The sequence below is a fragment of the Mycoplasmopsis gallinarum DSM 19816 genome, from assembly GCF_000621085.1.
Lineage (GTDB): Bacteria > Bacillota_I > Bacilli_A > Mycoplasmatales > Metamycoplasmataceae > Mycoplasmopsis > Mycoplasmopsis gallinarum.
In genome coordinates, this window is sequence record NZ_JHZE01000009.1 from 44,385 (window position 1) to 62,649 (window position 18,265).

Annotated in this window: 15 protein-coding genes and 1 other RNA gene; 7 read left to right on the forward strand and 9 right to left on the reverse strand. The window is 26.4% G+C overall.

The window, feature by feature from the left end:
- Positions 1 to 6: 6 nt before the first annotated feature.
- The 3 genes from Q346_RS0102290 to Q346_RS0102300 all read right to left on the reverse strand — a co-directional run bounded on the left by Q346_RS0102290 (position 7) and on the right by Q346_RS0102300 (position 5,894).
- On the reverse strand, positions 7 to 894 hold the full coding sequence (locus Q346_RS0102290) for a bifunctional 5,10-methylenetetrahydrofolate dehydrogenase/5,10-methenyltetrahydrofolate cyclohydrolase (RefSeq protein ID WP_027332894.1): 888 nt from the start codon (positions 892 to 894) through the stop codon (positions 7 to 9).
- A 7-nt stretch (positions 895 to 901) separates the two neighbouring features.
- Positions 902 to 3,403, reverse strand: coding sequence for a valine--tRNA ligase (locus Q346_RS0102295; protein ID WP_027332895.1), 2,502 nt, complete (start codon positions 3,401 to 3,403; stop codon positions 902 to 904).
- A 133-nt stretch (positions 3,404 to 3,536) separates the two neighbouring features.
- Positions 3,537 to 5,894 carry an MAG1360 family OppF-related protein gene (locus tag Q346_RS0102300; RefSeq protein ID WP_027332896.1) on the reverse strand — a complete coding sequence of 786 codons (2,358 nt, stop codon included), beginning with the start codon at positions 5,892 to 5,894 and terminating at the stop codon, positions 3,537 to 3,539.
- 50 nt (positions 5,895 to 5,944) lie between these two features.
- Here Q346_RS0102300 and ssrA point away from each other — a divergent pair.
- Both ssrA and Q346_RS0102310 read left to right on the forward strand, forming a co-directional pair.
- Positions 5,945 to 6,345, forward strand: a transfer-messenger RNA (tmRNA) gene (ssrA, locus tag Q346_RS04100).
- Positions 6,346 to 6,481: 136 nt separating this feature from the next.
- Complete coding sequence (locus Q346_RS0102310) at positions 6,482 to 6,772, forward strand: hypothetical protein (protein ID WP_027332897.1); 291 nt, start codon at positions 6,482 to 6,484, stop codon at positions 6,770 to 6,772.
- Between the two features lie 15 nt (positions 6,773 to 6,787).
- Here the strand turns inward: Q346_RS0102310 and pgsA are convergent, their stop codons facing one another.
- Entirely contained in the window at positions 6,788 to 7,456 is a 669-nt protein-coding gene (pgsA, locus tag Q346_RS0102315; protein WP_036437978.1) for a CDP-diacylglycerol--glycerol-3-phosphate 3-phosphatidyltransferase, read from the reverse strand.
- Positions 7,456 to 7,962: an MHJ_0274 family protein gene (locus Q346_RS03840; protein ID WP_051521795.1), complete on the reverse strand. Its 507-nt coding sequence runs from the start codon at positions 7,960 to 7,962 to the stop codon at positions 7,456 to 7,458. The genes pgsA and Q346_RS03840 overlap by 1 nt, the downstream gene beginning before the upstream one ends.
- 52 nt (positions 7,963 to 8,014) lie before the next feature.
- Between Q346_RS03840 and Q346_RS0102325 the strand changes: the two genes are divergently transcribed.
- Together Q346_RS0102325 and argS are read left to right on the forward strand one after the other, a co-directional pair.
- A complete protein-coding gene (locus tag Q346_RS0102325; protein WP_027332899.1) occupies positions 8,015 to 9,112 on the forward strand; it encodes a potassium channel family protein in 1,098 nt (365 codons plus the stop codon).
- A gap of 63 nt (positions 9,113 to 9,175) precedes the next feature.
- Positions 9,176 to 10,801: an arginine--tRNA ligase gene (gene argS / locus Q346_RS0102330; RefSeq protein ID WP_027332900.1), complete on the forward strand. Its 1,626-nt coding sequence runs from the start codon at positions 9,176 to 9,178 to the stop codon at positions 10,799 to 10,801.
- Positions 10,802 to 10,870: 69 nt separating this feature from the next.
- Here argS and rpsO read toward each other — a convergent pair whose 3' ends face one another.
- Positions 10,871 to 11,137, reverse strand: coding sequence for a 30S ribosomal protein S15 (gene rpsO / locus Q346_RS0102335; protein ID WP_027332901.1), 267 nt, complete (start codon positions 11,135 to 11,137; stop codon positions 10,871 to 10,873).
- A gap of 306 nt (positions 11,138 to 11,443) precedes the next feature.
- Here rpsO and gap point away from each other — a divergent pair, with 306 nt between their 5' ends.
- Positions 11,444 to 12,451, forward strand: a complete 1,008-nt coding sequence (gene gap / locus Q346_RS0102340) for a type I glyceraldehyde-3-phosphate dehydrogenase (RefSeq protein ID WP_027332902.1) — start codon at positions 11,444 to 11,446, stop codon at positions 12,449 to 12,451.
- Positions 12,452 to 12,474: 23 nt separating this feature from the next.
- Here gap and tsaB read toward each other — a convergent pair whose 3' ends face one another.
- The 3 genes from tsaB to tuf form a co-directional block, all read right to left on the reverse strand.
- Positions 12,475 to 13,065: a tRNA (adenosine(37)-N6)-threonylcarbamoyltransferase complex dimerization subunit type 1 TsaB gene (tsaB, locus tag Q346_RS0102345; protein ID WP_027332903.1), complete on the reverse strand. Its 591-nt coding sequence runs from the start codon at positions 13,063 to 13,065 to the stop codon at positions 12,475 to 12,477.
- Positions 13,034 to 13,444 (reverse strand): tRNA (adenosine(37)-N6)-threonylcarbamoyltransferase complex ATPase subunit type 1 TsaE, encoded by a 411-nt coding sequence (gene tsaE, locus Q346_RS0102350; RefSeq protein ID WP_027332904.1) that lies wholly within the window; start codon positions 13,442 to 13,444, stop codon positions 13,034 to 13,036. The genes tsaB and tsaE overlap by 32 nt, the downstream gene beginning before the upstream one ends.
- A 131-nt stretch (positions 13,445 to 13,575) precedes the next feature.
- Entirely contained in the window at positions 13,576 to 14,766 is a 1,191-nt protein-coding gene (tuf, locus tag Q346_RS0102355) for an elongation factor Tu (protein WP_027332905.1), read from the reverse strand.
- Between the two features lie 294 nt (positions 14,767 to 15,060).
- Here tuf and Q346_RS0102365 point away from each other — a divergent pair, with 294 nt between their 5' ends.
- Positions 15,061 to 17,472 carry a hypothetical protein gene (locus Q346_RS0102365; RefSeq protein ID WP_027332906.1) on the forward strand — a complete coding sequence of 804 codons (2,412 nt, stop codon included), beginning with the start codon at positions 15,061 to 15,063 and terminating at the stop codon, positions 17,470 to 17,472.
- Positions 17,448 to 18,265, forward strand: an 818-nt coding sequence (locus tag Q346_RS0102370) for a lipoprotein 17-related variable surface protein (RefSeq protein WP_027332907.1), incomplete at its 3' end; no start/stop codon positions are given. The genes Q346_RS0102365 and Q346_RS0102370, both read left to right, overlap by 25 nt.

Here is an 18,265-nt window from a genome sequence, read left to right on the forward strand (position 1 = left end):
AAATGCCTATTCTATAGGCATTTCATACTTAATATGATTTTTATGTTCAATTGTTTTTGCTAAATTTTTGAATAAATAAACAACTGTTAAAGGACCAACTCCGCCTGGAACTGGAGCAATAGCTTGAATGTGATTATCTAAATCTGTTGTATCAACATCACCCTTAATGCTTAAAGTACCTTCTTCATTAGGAACTCAAGTGGCCCCTACATCAATTACAATTGAATCAGGTTTTAAATTCTCTTTTTTAATTAAACCAGGACTACCAGCTGCTACAATTACTAAATCAGCTGATTCAACACCTTTAATTCCTGAATTACGATTGTATGTTTGAACAAAAGCTTTTGAACTTTTTAACATATGTGCAATAGGTTTCCCTACTAAATTAGAGCGACCTACCACTCCAATTTTGTGATTATCAAGACCAATTTGGTAATGTTTTAATAATCTATCAATTGCCAAAGCAGTAGCAGGAACTAAATGAAATTCTTTTTTGTCATTGTAAAAAAGAAAAGAATTTCTATTACATAAGCCATCGATATCTTTAATTGGTGGTATGCTATCTAAAATAACTTGAGTTTTGACTTTTAAATCACCTTCGGGTAAAGGTAATTGAACAATTACACCATCAGATTCATCATTAATTTTCTCTATTTTTCTTAATAAGGCTTCGTATTTAATGTTGGCATCAAATTTTTTTAATCTAACATCAACAACTAATTCTTGTCCCTTTTTAATTTTGTAAGAAACATAACGCGAAGATGATTCATTATCTCCAACTTGAACAATTGTTAAAACAGGAGAACGTTTAAGTTGTGAAGAAATGAAATCAAATTCTTTTTTTAATTCCATTGTTTCCATTAAAGCAATTTTTTTACCATCTAAAATTTTCATATTTCCCCTATTTTTTATTTTCTAATTCATTTTCATAAGCAACCAAATTTTCTCTATGCATTGCTAATTTTTGCTTTTCAAGCATAATTTTTGATTCAGGAGCTTTAGCAACAAAATTAGGATTATTTAACATATTTTCAGCTCTAGCGATCTCTTTTTTAGTGAAATCAATTTTTTCCTTTAATATATCCAAATATTTCTGTTTTAATTCGTTGCTTGTTTGAATATAAATTTGCAGTGCATTTTCAGTTACTAAAAAGTCGTTATTTTGTTTAAGTTCAGCATTTGCTAATTTCATAATAACATCTAATTCATATTCATTCAATTCATGTTCAACTCAAAAGTTAATAACTTCTTTTTTATTAATGTTATTAACTTCACGGTATTTTCTTAATGCATAAATTAATTCAATTAATAAATCAATATTAGTAACATTTTCAACTTTTTTGGTTAAGCCAATTTTTTGACTATTTAAACTTAAAATTTCTTTACCAAAAATATTTTGATGAATGTAGTCGCTAATAAAAGGTAAAAATGGATGAATAATAAATAATAATTTTTGTAAATTAGCTAAAGCTGCTTTTTTATTAGCCTTGACTTTTAATAATTCGACATATGAAGAAGAGAATAAGTTATAAATAAATTTTTCAATTTCTGCACCAATAATTGTAGTCTCATAATTTTGCATTGCTTTTTTGATTTTTTGATGCAATTTGACTAAATTATTGTGAATTCATAAATCAGCTTGATTTTCATTGTTTTGATCATCAGGTAACATTTGAATATAGCGAGCAATATTTCAAATTTTATTATTTAAATTTCAGGCTTTTTTAACTCCTTCAATATTGAAGTTAATATCTTGACCTGGAGTTGAATTTGTAATTAAATATCATCTTAAGGCATCTGAACCATATTCATTAATTAAAGTAATTGGATCAACTCCATTATTTAAAGATTTAGACATCTTTCTACCTTGACTATCTCTTACTAAACCATGATATAAGACTTTTTTGAAAGGGATTTCTTTCATAAATTCTAAACCAAAGAAATACATTCTTGCAACTCAGAAGAAGACTAAATCAGAACCAGTTACTAACAATGAAGTTGGATAATATTTTTTTAATAATTTGGTTTTACTTGGTCAACCTAAAAATGAAAAAGGTGCAATCCCACTGCTAAATCATGTATCTAAAACATCCGAATCTTGAATTCATCCGTCGCCAGGAGATTCAACCTGTACTTTAATTTCGTCATCTTTGTATCAAGCGGGGATTTGATGCCCTCATCATAATTGACGACTAATGTTTCAATCGCGAATATTATTCATTCAAGTTTTTAACACTTCTTTAAAACGAGGAGGATAAAATTTAACACCGTTTCGATTGTCCATGTCATTAAGAATTTTTTGAGCTAAAGAATCCATTTTAACAAATCATTGTTTCATAACTAAAGTTTCGACAGGAGCATTTGAACGTTCTGAATAACCAACATTAGAAACAGTAGTTTCAATTTTTTCAATTAGATTGTTGTTTAATAAAAATTCTTTAATAGCTTTTCGTGCTTCTTCTCTAGACAAACCATGGAATTGAGAAGAAGGTTCATTAATTAAGCCATCAACATCAATAGTTTCATGAATTTCTAAATTATATTTTTTAATTAAATCAATATCAATTTCAGCATGAGCAGATAATTTCATTAACCCAGTACCAAAATTCAAATCAACGTACTCGTCCGGAATTAATTTAATAATTTTTTTGGTTAATGGATGTTCAACTTTTACATCTGCATATTGTTGATATCTTAAATCATTTGGATTATAAATTAAGGCAACATCAGAAAGCATTGTCTCAGGTCTAACGGTAGCAACAATTAAGTATTCATCAGAATTTTGAATTGGATACTTTATATACAACATTTCTTGTTCAGTTGGTTTATTAATAACTTCGATATTTGAAACAGCAGTTTTTAAAACCGGATCTCAATTAATCGCTTTAGTATCACGATAAATTAATCCCCTATTGTATAGTTCAATAAAGACTTTATTTACTGCTTCATTTGATTCATTATCCAAAGTAAAACGTTCTCTATCGTAATCTAAACCTAAACCTAAAGCTTGTCATTGTTCTCTAAACTTATTAGCATATTCTTCTTTTCAATCTCAAACTCTCTGAATAAATTTATCACGACCTAAATCGTGTCTGGTTAAACCTTCTTGTTTATATATAACACTTTCAACTTTACTTTGAGTTGCTATTCCCGCATGGTCCATTCCAGCAATATAAAAAACATCATAATCAGCTAATTTTTTATAACGAATAATACTATCTTGTAAATAAGTATCTAAAGCATGCCCAATATGTAACATTCCGGTAACATTTGGAGGCGGAAGTAAAATTGTGAAAGGTTTTTTGTAATTTTTATGAGTACTAAAAACCTTTGAATTTTTTCATTTTTGACTAATTTCTTTTTCAAAATTTTGTGGAATGTAATTTTTTTCAATGATTTTCATATGCCTCCAAAAGAAAATAAAAAAATTAAAATATACAATTATTTATATTATATATTTTAATTAGTTATAAATTAGCATTTAAGGCTTTTAATGTTTATTTTTAAATTATTTGTGGTATTATTTGTGCCATTTATTAATTATTTTGCACTTTTTTAGCCTTAAGAATTCTATTCATTTGTTTTTTATTGAGTTTGGTAATCAAAACTTCTTTATTTTCATTAAATGGAATTAAATCATTAATTCTATTTTCAATAGTTCCCTCTTGAGAATTTTCTAAATTAAAAATAGAAGTTTTTTCTTCAATTTCAACAGCATTATTAACTCACTTTTTAATTTGGTTAGGTTCGGCAAACACTTTATGAGTTTCAGAAATATCATAAATTTCATTAAACAAATAATTATTTTTATCATCGTTATTATTTTCAACCAGAAAACTTGAATTTGAATTATCCAAATTTTTAAAAAGATGTTTTAAATACGGATTAATAGGATCATTAATCAAATCATTTAAGGTTCCTGTTTCAATTACCTTATGATTACTCATTACGTAAAGATAATCAAAACCAGTTTGATTTATCAAATTAAAATTATCGGTTATAAAAACAAAAGCAATTTTTTGGGCTACACAATAATTTTTAATATTTTTAAGAAATTCACTTTTTCCTACATCATTATTATTATAAATATTATCAATTAAGAAAATTACTTTGGGATTTTCAACAATGCTTGATAAAAAATTAATTTTTTGTGCATTTACATATGAAAGTTCAGATATTTCTGAAAGTAGAGATTTTACAGGTAGAGAAATATCGTTAATAATCTTTACTAATTGAACAATTTGTAAGATTTTAGAAATTTGTTTTCTTGAAGGCAATGAATTTTGCAAACAAATATCAATCAAGAGTTTGTCAAAAATTAAAAATTTGCTTAAAGTTTCAATTAAATTGCGAATTTTTTCTAAAAATTCAATTACTTGATTATCTTCTAACTCTCTATAGGTCAATTTGTTTTTTCTTTTTAAATTTTGAACTGTTTTACTTACAAAATATTTAATGTTTTTTACGACATTTAAAGAATTCTGCAATTTTTTAATTGAAAATTTACTATCTTTTAATAAGACAAAAAAGTCATTTTTAATTCTTTTTTGTCTTCAAAAATGTTCCATTTCAATGAAATTAATTTGATTTTGCACTTCTTTGATTTCTTTTTCATATTTTTTCTGAAAAAATTTAATTTTTTCATCTTTTTTTAATTCATTAATTCTCTGTTTATTTTCTTTAATCAAATTAAAGTATCTATCATAATTATTATCTGAATTTTTAATATAGGATTGAATATTAAATTCAAATTCATTTTCAACAATTATGTTAAGTTTTCTTTCATTAATCTTGTCTTTTTCATTGATAAAAGTTAAATTATTCACTAAAAATAAACGGATCTGAATATCTAAGTCTTTTTTAATTGCAATTAAGCTACTTTCATTCAGTAATTCGATCACTCTTTTATTTCTTTTTAAAATTTTTAAAACATATTTTGTAATTACTTTCAATTTTAATAAATATTGAAACTGAAAGCTTTTTTTAGAATAAAGACTCATCAATTTATGATAATTTCATAAAGCTTTTTCATATCAACTACTAATGTAGTTAAGGCGGTTATGAGTAAGATTTAATTTACTTTTAAATTCTTTTTTTAATTCCTCATTTAAATTATTTAAATCTCTGATTTGATATTTATTTAAAACTGTATTCTTATCGTTTTTATTTAGCAATTTAAAATAATTTAAACGTTGTTTGTGAAAATTTTTAACTAATTTATCACTTAAAACTTGTCCATTAGTTTCTTTTTTAAAATAAATTAAAAATCTTGATAAAAGGTTATTAAATAAATCGAAATTTTCATTTAAAAAGTCAGTTGAATCATTTTGTAAATCATAAAATAAATTTTCAACCAAATTTTTTATTTCGGAGATATTTTGTTTTTTGTTATTAGCTTGTTTTTGAAAAATCTCTACTAATTTATAAATGTCATTAAATTTATTAATTATGAACTTTAATTTATTATTTAAATTACTTAAAATCATTACTTTTATTTCATTGTTTGAATTATTTAAAACTTTATTAATGGACTTTTGTAATGAGATATTGTTTACAAAATTATTATTTATTGATTCAAACAAGAAAGGAAGAACTAATTCGTGATTTTCTTCATTTTTTGATAAATTTAAAAATAACATTTTTTTATTTACTTCAGAATTTTTAAATTTCATTTTAGAAATATTATTACTGTATTCAAAAACTGATTTTGAATTTTGTTTGCTACGAATAGCCTTTTCAAAATTATTATTTATCAAATCATTAGATTTATTGGTTAAATAAAGAGCAACGCTTTCATCATCATAAATTTTAAATTTAGGAATAGCAATATAATCTTTTTTTTGTTCTAAAACATAGTAGCAATTCTCTAATAAAAAAATTAAATCTTTTGTCATAGTCTTATTTTATATATTTTTAAAATTTAATTATAATAATGTTATTAATTGGGGGTGTAATGGTTTCGACGTGCCTTGGATTATATTATCATCAGTGGTTTGGCAGACCTTAATGCTTCTAGGCTTTAGAATCGCAAACGAAGAAAAAGCAAACGAAGTTAATGAACTTCCTGCATTTGCAATGGCAAATGCTTACCAATCAAATCTTGCTTTTGCTTAAGAATTAGCAGCAAGTGTTTTAATAATTTTGCCTCAAATTATTAAAATGGCTTAGAGGTAAAAGTAAATATGTTTTAAAGCTTGTCGATTTACTTTTTATTAAAAGCTTTATATAAATTAATTTTTTGAATTTTTTAGTTAATTTGTATTAATAGAAAAAATCTAAACTGTAAAAAAGTGATAGTATAAGTTCATTGTGCGGACACGGGTTCGACTCCCGTCACTTCCACCATATCATAGATAAGCAATACATAAATGTGTTGCTTTTTTGTTTAAATAGATGCCAAAAGAATTGCGCTATTTTAGTTATCATTTTATATTTTTTTAATTTTGTTTAATTTTAAACTTAAAATTACTAAAATTAAGTTATGGAACAAGAACAAAAAAATGAAAATAGTAAATTGTCATCAGACACAATGTATATACCAATAGAAGAAAGTAACGATTTAAGAATTTATCATAAAGAAGAAATTAATTATTTAGATGAAGATTTAAGAAACAAAATGTTGGAAGACGCATTATCAAATGTTAGTTATTCAAAAAAAGAATATAAAGACAAGAGAAAAAAATCTATTTTATATTCTCTTGGTGTTTGAACTTTAATTATTTCTCTATTTTCTATTTCAATTTATTTTTTAGTTTTAATTTTACAAAAATAGCAAGAACGAATCTTGCTATTTTAATTTAAGAAACTTTCTAATTTTTCACATATATTGAGCACCTGAAATAATGCTAGTCAATAAAACTATGCTAAAAATTACTTGATTTATAATAAATAAATTTTTTTGGATTTTTAAAGGATTAACAGAATGATCAGCAGATATTACATTTAAATAAATGTAGAAAGATAAAAAAATTACAATAATTCCAATAGTTTGAGAAAATGTTTTGATTTTTCCTCAAATAGAAGCCTTAATATCAAGGTTATTTTTGGCCATTATGACTCTTGAACCATCAACTAGTAAATCTCTTATCACAAATAATACAACAAGTTCATATCTCAAAATTCCAAGAATTGCAAAAAAGATTAAAGAAGAAGTAATAATGATTTTATCGGCGAGAGGATCGAATAATTTGCCAAAAGAAGTTGTGCTTTTATATTTTCTTGCAATATAACCATCCAAAAAATCAGTTATCATTGCAATTACAAAAATTAATAACATTCCTAATCATAGATGAATATATGAAGTTTTTTTCATGAAAAAATAATTAAAATTTTGACCCGTACTATATCAAACATTACTAATTGCAATTCCAAAAATAATAATTAAAGGCAGAATTAAAACCATTCTTAAAATTGTCAATCAATTTGGAATACTAATTTTATTGAAAAAATTTTTCATTATTTGCCTCCAAATTCTTGACTATAAAAATTTTCTACTTTATCTTTAATTGACACTTTTTCATCGTCAGTTAATTCATCTTGAATTTCTTGATAATCGCTATTTATCATCTTCAAAATTTGTGGAAATTTTTTCTCTCACATATTGCTATTATTTTGGGACAAATTAATAAAAACATTTAAATATTTACTAGCCTCATCAGAAGCGACAATAAATTCTTTAAAATTTTTCTCATTTTCTTTAGATTTTAAATATTTATGTGCAGTAGAAGTTATTTGTGACATTTTATATTCGCCAACAGAAGGTTCAAAATGTTTTAATAATTCAGCATTTTTTTCAATCAATTGATTTAATTCAAAAATCAATTTTCTTTTTTCAATGGTGGCTTTATTATGAAAAATGATTTTTTCTTTTGCTTTCTTATTTCTCTCCACTCTATTTTTTACCATTGAATAGATTAAAAATAATCCAAAAATTGAAATTATTACACCAAAAATTATTCACATATATAGTATCCTTTATTAAAATAAAATTATAGTTTTAATTATAATAGATATTATGCGTATTAGATTTAAAGAGATACAAAAAAATTTGCCTAACAATGATAAATTTTATGGGTTTTTAAGATTTTTAAATGTTATTGTCACAAGCGATTATGAAATTCCTTTCACAAATAAAAATCTTAGATATACAGCCAGAATATTAAGAAATTTATATGCAATCATTATTGCAACTTTCATTATTTTATCTTTCACAACCTTTGTGTTTTTAAAGAAAAACACTCAATTTAACAAGTCAATTGTTTCAGTTTTAGAAATTGTTACTTTTGTAATTTTATTAAGTGACATTTTGTTAAGACAAATCACTTATGTTATACGAGATCCAAAAAAATCAACTTTTAAAATTTCTTTATTAAGATTTTATTTAACAGGCACTTTTTGAATTATGTTTATTTGTTTGCTTCCTTCTTTTTCATTAATTAACGTTTGAAGCGGGAAAGAAATCAAAATTTTTGAAATTTTTGGGACTTTAAAAATTTTAAGAATTTTAAGATTAATAATGCTTTTAAGCATTTTCAGTTCATTTAAAATGATGTCACAATCATTAAAAAAACAAAAAAGCATTATTATTTCAGCCTTCATATTTATTCTGGTTATTTTAATTTTATTTTCTTTAACCATTTGATATAGTGAGTATCAATTTGTGCTAAAAGAATTGAATTTAAGTGAAGAAATAAACAGTGTAGAAAATCAAACCAAAATCAATGAATTTTATTTACAAAATTCAAATTTAGTTTCTAATTTTTGAGATTCTTTATACTTTACTGCTATTACTTTAACTACCATAGGATATGGTGATTTTGTTCCCCATGCCGAAATGACTAAGATGATAATTCCAATTATTTCATTAATTGGAATTGCAATTATATCTTTACCTGGCGGTTTATTTGCCACAGCATTGCTTGATAGTTTACAAAATAGAAAAAAAGTAAACAAAAATACCAATGCAAATGATGTTTCTAAAGAACAAGAAACAGTTAAAAATATCGGTTTAAATGATGAAGCATTAAAAAAACTTATTGATCAAGAAGTTGTAAAAAAATTGAATGAAATTTTAGGCAAATTGAACGATAATGACCAAAGCTCTATTAAATAGGACTTTTTTTGTTACATTTATTTAATCTATAAAGACAATATAATTTAATATAATAAAAGCATTATGGAAAAAGAAAAAATCAAAGAACTAATTTTAATTGAATTAAAAGCAATTGCTAAAGAACTTGAACTTGAAAGAGAACCAATTTTAATCGAACCAAAAACATATGCAGATTTAACTACAAATATGGCAATGGGAAATAAAGGAAAAAATCCTCAAGAAATTGCAAAACAAATTATTGAAAAATTAGAACCTAAAAAAGAAAAATTACACTTAAAAAACATTGAAGTTGCTGGACCTGGATTCATTAATTTCTTTTTAAACGATGAAATGTTTGTAAAGGCAATTAATGAAATTTTAGCTAAGAATAAGAACTATGGAAAAGGTAATAAACAAGGAAAAATTAATGTTGAATTTGTTTCTGCTAATCCAACAGGATTTTTACATGTTGGTCATGCAAGAAATGCGGCCATTGGTTCAACTATTTGTAATATTTTAGAATTTGCAGGTTATGATGTAGTTAGAGAATATTACATAAATGACGCCGGAAATCAAATAAATGCTTTAGCTGAAAGTGTTTTTGCAAGATATCAACAAATTTTTAATTCTGATTATCCAATGCCTGAAGAATCTTATAAAGGTGAGGATATTATTTATGCCGCAGGCGAAATTTATAAAAAATATGCGGATAAATATAAAGGTGTTGAACTTGTTGGTGAGACATTAGATTTATTTAAAGAAGATTCAGTTGCAATTTTTCTAGCTAAAATTAAAGAACATTTATCAGAATTTGGCGTTTGATTCGACATTTTCTTTAGTGAAAAATCTTTATATGCAAATAATGAAATAGTATTAAAAGATACCATTAAAAAATTGAAAAATTCATACCAAAAAGATGGAGCAACTTGATTAAAAACCACTATTCATGGAGATGACAAAGATCGTGTGTTGGTTAAAAGTGATGGTGCCTATACATACTTTATGCCAGATATTGCATACCATAATATCAAATTTGAAAGAACTGGTGAAAACGGTAAATTAATTGATGTTTGAGGTGCAGACCATTCAGGTTACATTAAAAGAATGGAATGTGCCATGGAAGATTTAGGACATAAAAAAGAAAACTTTTCAGTATTGTGTATGCAACTTGTAAGATTAATCAAAAATGGTTCTGAATTCAAAATGTCAAAAAGACGTGGAACAAGTTTTTTCTTAAAAGAATTCATTGATTTAGTTGGCAAAGATAGTGCAAGATTTATTTTGCTTGACAGAACACATAATTCAAAATTAGATTTTGATATTGATATAGCAACAAGTAAAAGCAATGACAACCCAGCAATATTAGTACAATATGCTAATGCACGGGCAAATTCATTATTAAACAAAGCAAATATTAATTTAGATGAATTAAAAGCTGAAAAATATGAAAATGAAAAAGACCAAAAATTAATTGCTACACTATTAGAATTTCCAGAAATAGTAATTAAATCAGCTGATAAATATATGACTAATTTAATTACTCAATATTTAATTAGATTAGCAAAAGAATTTAATTCATGATATTCAAATGGAGAAAAAATTCTTGAAAGCAATAATAAACAAAGTTTATTGGCTTTAGTTAAAGCGGTAAGCATTGTTTTACAAAACGGTATGAAATTAATTGAAATTTCAATTCCAGAAAAAATGTAAAAATAAAAGCACTTAATTATAAAAGTGCTTTTTTTATATAAAAAAAGAGCATTAAAATGCACTTTTTGATTATTTTCTTAAATTTAATTCTTTAAGAGCAAAATGATATCTTTCATTGTTAGTTTTCTTTAAATGGTCTAATAATGAACGACGTTTTGCAATTTTTGCAAGAAAACCACGACGTGAATGTAAGTCTTTTTTGTTAACTTCAAAATGTGGTTTTAAGTCTTCAATTTCTGCTGTTAAAATAGCAATTTGAACTAAAGTATTTCCTGTGTCTTTAGCGTTTTCACCATATTTTTTAACAAGTTCAGCTTTTTGTTCTTTAGTAATCATAAATTCTCCTTATTTATGTTTTACCCTAGTTATAATTTTAAAATTAAAACCAAGTATAAAAATTTGTACATCGGTATTTTATCACAAGAAAGAAAAAAACAAGTTAATAAAGAAATTTAAAATAATTATGAAAAAAATATGAAAAAAATGCCGATTTATCTTGAATAAATTTTTTTCATATGGAAAATATGAAAAAAAGAAACATTTTTACTTATTTTTGAATTTTGCTACCTTTACTTTTCTTATAATTACATAAATTAATATTAATAAATGAAATTAAATAAAATAATATAAATAGGAGACAATATGAAAAGAATCGCGATTAACGGATTCGGTAGAATTGGTCGTTTGACATTAAGGCATCTTTTAAATACTAATAATAAAGATGTTGAAGTTGTAGCAATTAATGACTTAACAGATGCAAAAATGTTAGCTCATTTATTAAAATATGATACAGCTTTTAGACCATTAAATGCTTCAATCGAAGTCAAAGAAAATGCTTTAGTTATTAATGATAAAGAAATTAAAGTATTTTCAGAAAAAGATCCAGAACAATTACCATGAAAAGACTTAAATATTGATGTTGTGCTTGAATGTACTGGTTTCTTTGTGAAAAAAGATTTAGCTAACAAACACATTATTGCTGGAGCTAAAAAAGTATTAATTTCTGCACCTGCTGGTTCAGATGTTAAAACTATTGTTTATAACGTAAACCACGAAACTTTAACTAGTGAAGATGTAATAGTTTCAGGTGCTTCATGTACTACTAACTGTTTAGCACCAGTTGTTAAAGTGCTTGTTGATAATTTTGGATTGCTTAATGGTTATATGACTACAGTTCATGCTTATACAGCAGATCAAATGTTACAAGATGGGCCACATAGAAAAGGTGATTTAAGAAGAGCTAGATCAGCTGCAAATAACATTGTTCCATCATCAACTGGAGCAGCAAAAGCTATTGGACTTGTTGTGCCAGAAGCTAAAGGTGTACTTGACGGATTTGCTTTACGTGTGCCAACTATTACTGGTTCATTTGTTGACTTAACTGTTGAATTAGCTAAAGAAACTACAGCGGAAGAAATTAATGCAGCATTTGCTAAAGCAGCAAACCAAAGCTTAAAATATGAAACAGATGAAATTGTTTCATCAGACGTAATTGGAACACATTATGGATCAATTTTTGATGCTACTTTAACTAAAGTGCAAGAAGCAAATGGCAAAAAACTTTACAAAGTATTTGCATGATATGACAACGAAATGTCATATGTATCTCAATTAGTCAGAACTTTAATTTACTTAGTAAACTTGAAATAATTAAAAAAAGATTAAGGATAAACTTAATCTTTTTTTTCGCCAATTTGTGGCATTTTAACATAGTATGGTTCAATTTGCATTAAGTCAGAATATGACTTAAACAAAGGTAAATAAGTTGCAAAATTATTTAAAAATTCTTCATAATCAATTTTATTAATTGAATAATTTGCTTCATTTAATTCAATTAAAATGTCTTTTTCATTGAAGAAATTAGTATTTGGTTTGTAAACATAAATTTTATTGCCAGAAGCGTTGATGAATAATTTTGACTGATCTGGATTTTGTTTGGCAAGTATTTGAAATGAACTAATTGTTTTTAAATTTGCTTTTAGAAAAAGCGCAATTGTTCGTAAAAATACTAATGAAATTCTTACGCCAGTAAAAAATCCCGGCCCTAAGTTTGTAAAAAACTCATCAAAATTATTAACACTTAATTTATGTTCTCTTAAAATTTTTAAAAAATATTCAGGAATTAATTTAACTTTTTTTTGATAATTAGTTAAAACATAATCAGCTATTTTACAGTACTTTTCATCAAATAAAGCAATTACAAAATCATCATTAGCAGTGTCTAAATAAAGTTTATATTTTTTTGTCAATGATTTCAATTTCATAATACCTTTCGTTATTTTTTCCTACTTTCACATTAATTTTAATGTAATTATTTTCATATATTTGGATTTTTTCAGCTCATTCAATAGCAATTAGATTATCTTCAAAATAATCTTCAAATTCAGATAAGTCACCATTTAAGTTATAGGCATCCATGTGGACTAAACCATCATAAATTTTGATGTAATTGAATGTTGGTGAGGTAATAGGCTCATTTATATTTAATTTTTTAGCAATTTCTTTAATTAAAGCTGTTTTGCCACTCCCTAATTCACCTGAAAATAACAAATATTTACTATTAGTCAAATTTGACATTATATAATTGGCTATTTTCTCTAAATCGCTTATTTTATAGGCAACAAATTCCTTTTTTTGCATCATATTGAACTCCATAATATATATTAAATATTTTAATAGTTAAGAGAAATTTTAATAAATAAAAACGCACGAAATTTTCGTGCGCTAGTTATTTAAGCCCAATGCAGAAATAACTATAAAATAAATAAATTGAATTATTTAATAATTTCAGTTACACTACCGTAACCAACTGTACGTCCACCTTCACGGATTGAGAATTTTGTTCCCACTTCAACAGCAATAGGAGCGATTAATTCAACAGTTAAGTTAACGTGTTCTCCTGGTGTAACCATTTCACGACCAGCTTCAAATTTTACTCCACCAGTAACGTCTGTTGTACGGAAGTAGAATTGAGGTTTGTAGTTTTTGAAGAATGGTGTGTGACGTCCACCTTCTTCTTTGGTTAAAGCATAGATTGAAGCTTTAAATTCTGTATGAGGAACGATTGTTCCTGGTTTTGCAAGAACTTGTCCACGTTCAATTTGGCTTTTTTCAATACCACGAAGTAATAAACCAGCGTTGTCACCGGCTTGAACTTCTTTAAGGTTTTTACGGAACATTTCCATACCTGTAACAACAGTTTTTTTAGTAGGTTTTAAACCAACGATTTCAACTTCTTCGTTAAGGCTTAATTTTCCACGTTCAACACGACCTGTAGCAACTGTACCACGACCTGTAATTGTGAAAACGTCTTCAACAGCCATTAAGAATGGTTTTTCGAAGTCTTTAACTGGAGTTTCGATGTAGTTGTCAACTGCATCCATTAATTCCATAATTTTTTCTTCGTATTCTGGATTTCCTTTAAGAGCTTCTAATGCTGAACCTTTAATAATAGGAGCATTGTCACCGTCAAATCCGTATTTGCTTAATAAGTCACGAACTTCCATTTCAACAAGTTCGATCATTTCAGCATCTTCACCTTTTAACATATCTACTTTGTTTAAGAAAACAACGATACGAGGAACACCAACTTGTTTAGATAAAAGAATGTGTTCACGTGTTTGAGGCATTGGACCATCTGTTGCAGCAACAACTAAGATAGCACCATCCATTTGAGCAGCACCGGTAATCATGTTTTTGATGTAGTCAGCGTGACCAGGACAGTCAACGTGTGCGTAGTGACGTTTTTCTGTTTCATATTCGATGTGTGCTGTATTAATGGTAATTCCACGTTCTTTTTCTTCAGGTGCAGAGTCGATTGATGCATAATCACGAGCTTCTGCTAAACCTTTTTTAGCAAGAACTGTAGCAATAGCAGCAGTTAAAGTAGTTTTACCGTGGTCAACGTGACCAATGGTACCAATATTAACGTGTTCTTTATCACGGTTAAAATCTAATTTTGCCATTTTAAATTTCCTTTCGTTTAATTTGTTTTAGCGCTAAAACCAACCAAAGTGTAGCCTTTCAACTACATCCTATCCATCGCTAAAAATAATAAACAATTTTACATTAAAAAAATATTTTATTTATTAATTCGCATTTCACCTAAAAGAAATATGAAAAAAATTAATCTCTTTTTAGTTTTATTTATTTTATTAAAAAAAATGCAAAAAATAAAATTAAATAATTTAAAATTACATTAATATATAAAATATTCAATTTGTTTAGTGAAACAAATTAACGATATTACAAGGAGAAATATGAAGTTTAAAAAGAATCCTCTTATACTTGCTGGATTAGCAGCTTCAGCTAGCTTATTTCCTTTGCTAGCTGCTTCATGCAACAATGAGCAAAAAGATGATGAAGCAAATGCAACTAAAAGTCAAATTATTTGAAAAATTAATAATTTGTTGCCAAAAGTACAAGTTAAACTTAATGACAATGTAAATACTAAAATTGAAAGTGCTTTAACACCTGAAGCATTTGTATTTAGCAATTATGACACAAATAGATATGAAATTTCTGATTTAAGAATTGTTCCAGTTAAATATGGAAAAGTAACTATTGTTTATAGAATTAAAGACAAAAAACATGATATAGAATCAACTAACCAAATTACTAAAACCTTTAGTAATTTCCTTATGACAGATGCTGATTTTGATGAATTATTTTCATATGTTTCATTTGCATACAAAACTAAATCTACTTCAGCACAAGATTTAGTTGCTGCTAAAGGTGATGACACAGTTTTATCAAAAATTAAAAATCTTCAAAACTTTGATGAATTTGTAAATATGACTTTATCTGATTTTAGTGTTGAAAACAATGATAGAACAGCTAAATTCAAAGTTACATTAACAAATAAAAACAATCCAGATAATAAAAAAGAATACTGAGTGACTTTAGATGACAATAGATTAAGTGCAGAAGAATTAACACAAGCATTAAATGCTGTAGAATTTGCAAGCGATAAAACACCATTCCAATTGTCAATTTTAAAATCAGAAGGTAAATCAAGCGAAGGATTTACTATTACAAATCCAAATGAAAAAACTACTGATGTAGTTGTTGATTGATCAACATTAGTTATCAATAAAGAAAACAAAACAGCAACTTTCACCTATAAAGTAATTGACAAAAACTTTGACAATAATTTCAGTGCAAATAAAGAAGCAACAGTTAATTTATCAAATGCAAACTTATCAGCAGATGATTTTGCTTTAATTGCCCAAGCAATTCAAATGAGTGTGACAAATCCTGAAACTACATCAAGAGCAGACTTGATTGAACACAAACAAGCAGATTTAACGGTTGTTAATCCATATGCTGATTGAGCAGATATTGAATATGGTGAATTTTCAAATGTTGAAAATTCAACTACAGATGTTAAAGGTTTATTTAAATTAGTTGACAAAGAAAACGCTGGAAACAAATCAGCTGACAACGAAAGAATCTTCACAATGTTATCTGATGACCAAGTTCTTCTTAATAAAGTTGCTCAAAGAATTAAAGGTAAACCAGCAACTGAAGATGAAGAAGCAGTAGCAGGAGAAATTTTCTATACATATGATGATGCACAAATTTTAGAAAAAGATGCTCAAGAAGTTGTAAAAGAAAAAATTCAATTTAATTTACCAGATGGTGTTGAAATTAATACTTTAGAATTACTTACTCCAGAAGTTCCAGAAAATTTAAGTGACTATCCACAAGAATTAATTGATGACATTAATAATGGAGCAAGAAGATTCACATATACTATTAAAAAAGGTGATTTAGTATTAAACGAAACTTTTACAGGTTCAATTCAAACTCACGCTTCAAGTTATGATGTTATTTTACTTAATAGAGATATTAATACTAAATATGAACTTGTTCAAAATGCAGCAGCTAAAAAAGCATTAGATGCTCTACAAAATGAAGCAGTGTTATATTTTGATTACACAAATAGAAATATTTATGCACAAGCATACGATGCTGAAACAGCAAATCAAAGAACCTTATTATTTAAATATACTGGCGAATTGCCAGAAGGTGTTACTTCATTAAGCTTATTTGATAAAGAATTAGTTGATGAAAATTATGATGATGCAAGAAATAAAGTAAACCTTATTGTTGAAGAACCAACAGAAGCAGACGGAGCTAAAAAATATGGCTTTAGTTTCTACTTAGGTAAATACGATAGAAATCCTTTAAATAGAAGATATGACCAATATCACAATTTAAAAACTGCAACTACAGCATTTGATATTTTAACTACAGAAGAAATTGATGCTAAATTAGCTGAAATTAATTTTGATTACCCTAATAAAGAAAATATTTTCATTCATGATTCAGTAGTTACTGGAATTACACCACAAGCAATTGAAGGATTCCCTAAATTAGAATTAGTATACGATGATTTTAAACAATTTAGAGTTGATGGTTACATCACTTTCAAAGTAAAATTAGTACAAAGAAATGCTGATGGTTCAATTGATTATGAAACAGCATTTGCGGACAAAAAAATAGATGGATTCCAAATCACTGAATTAGCTAAAGAATACATCGATTTAGTTGTAGATTACAAAAATGATGCAAAAGCAACAACTTTACCTTCAGAAGCCAATATTGACTTATCCAACTTTACAAAAATAGTAAAAAAGCTACAATGAGTTGAGATGTTGTGACTGTAATTAGCATTGTTGAAGGTTCAGCAAATGACTTTACAGGTTCAATTTGAATTGATGTTCAAGCTTCAAGAGATGGTGAAGTATTAAACAAAGCATATGAAGTAACAGGATTCAAAACTAAAGAAATTTCTGATGAAGAAATTCAAGCAATTGAAGCAACTATTTCATTAAAAGATACAGTTGTTGCATCTGAAGTTTATCCTTCAGACTTAACAGCTGATATGATTAATGCTACTTTATCAGGCGCAAATTCAGAATTCTTTGAAGTAAGTGAAATTACTTTCCAAGATCAAAACGATGCTAATGGAACAGCAAAAGCAGTTGTTAAATTCCAAAATAAATTTAAAGCTGATCAAACCTTCACCAAAGAAGCAGAATTATCTGGCTTACAAGCTTTAGGCGCAGATTTCGCTTATCCAGAAATGGCTAAATTAGCAAAAGCTGGAACATTATTTGAATGAAATGGAACTGATGCAGATAAACAAGCAATTATAGATTCTGCAAACGATCCAAAATCATTCCCTGCTATTCAAAAGGGAACCTTCCTTACAAAAAATAAAAAAGGAACCCCATATAAAGGAATAATTGTAAATCCAGCATTAGCAGATAAAAATATTGTAAATACTCATGGTGGACAAACTACAAACCTTTCATATGAAGGCTTAAAAGGAAGTGCAAAAGGTGTTAAATTTGTATTAAAAGATGGAAAATACGGAGTATCATTCCAATTATTTGATACAGCAGGCGAAAAAGTTCAAGAAAGCTTCTTTAACCCATTATTCGACGCACCAACAAA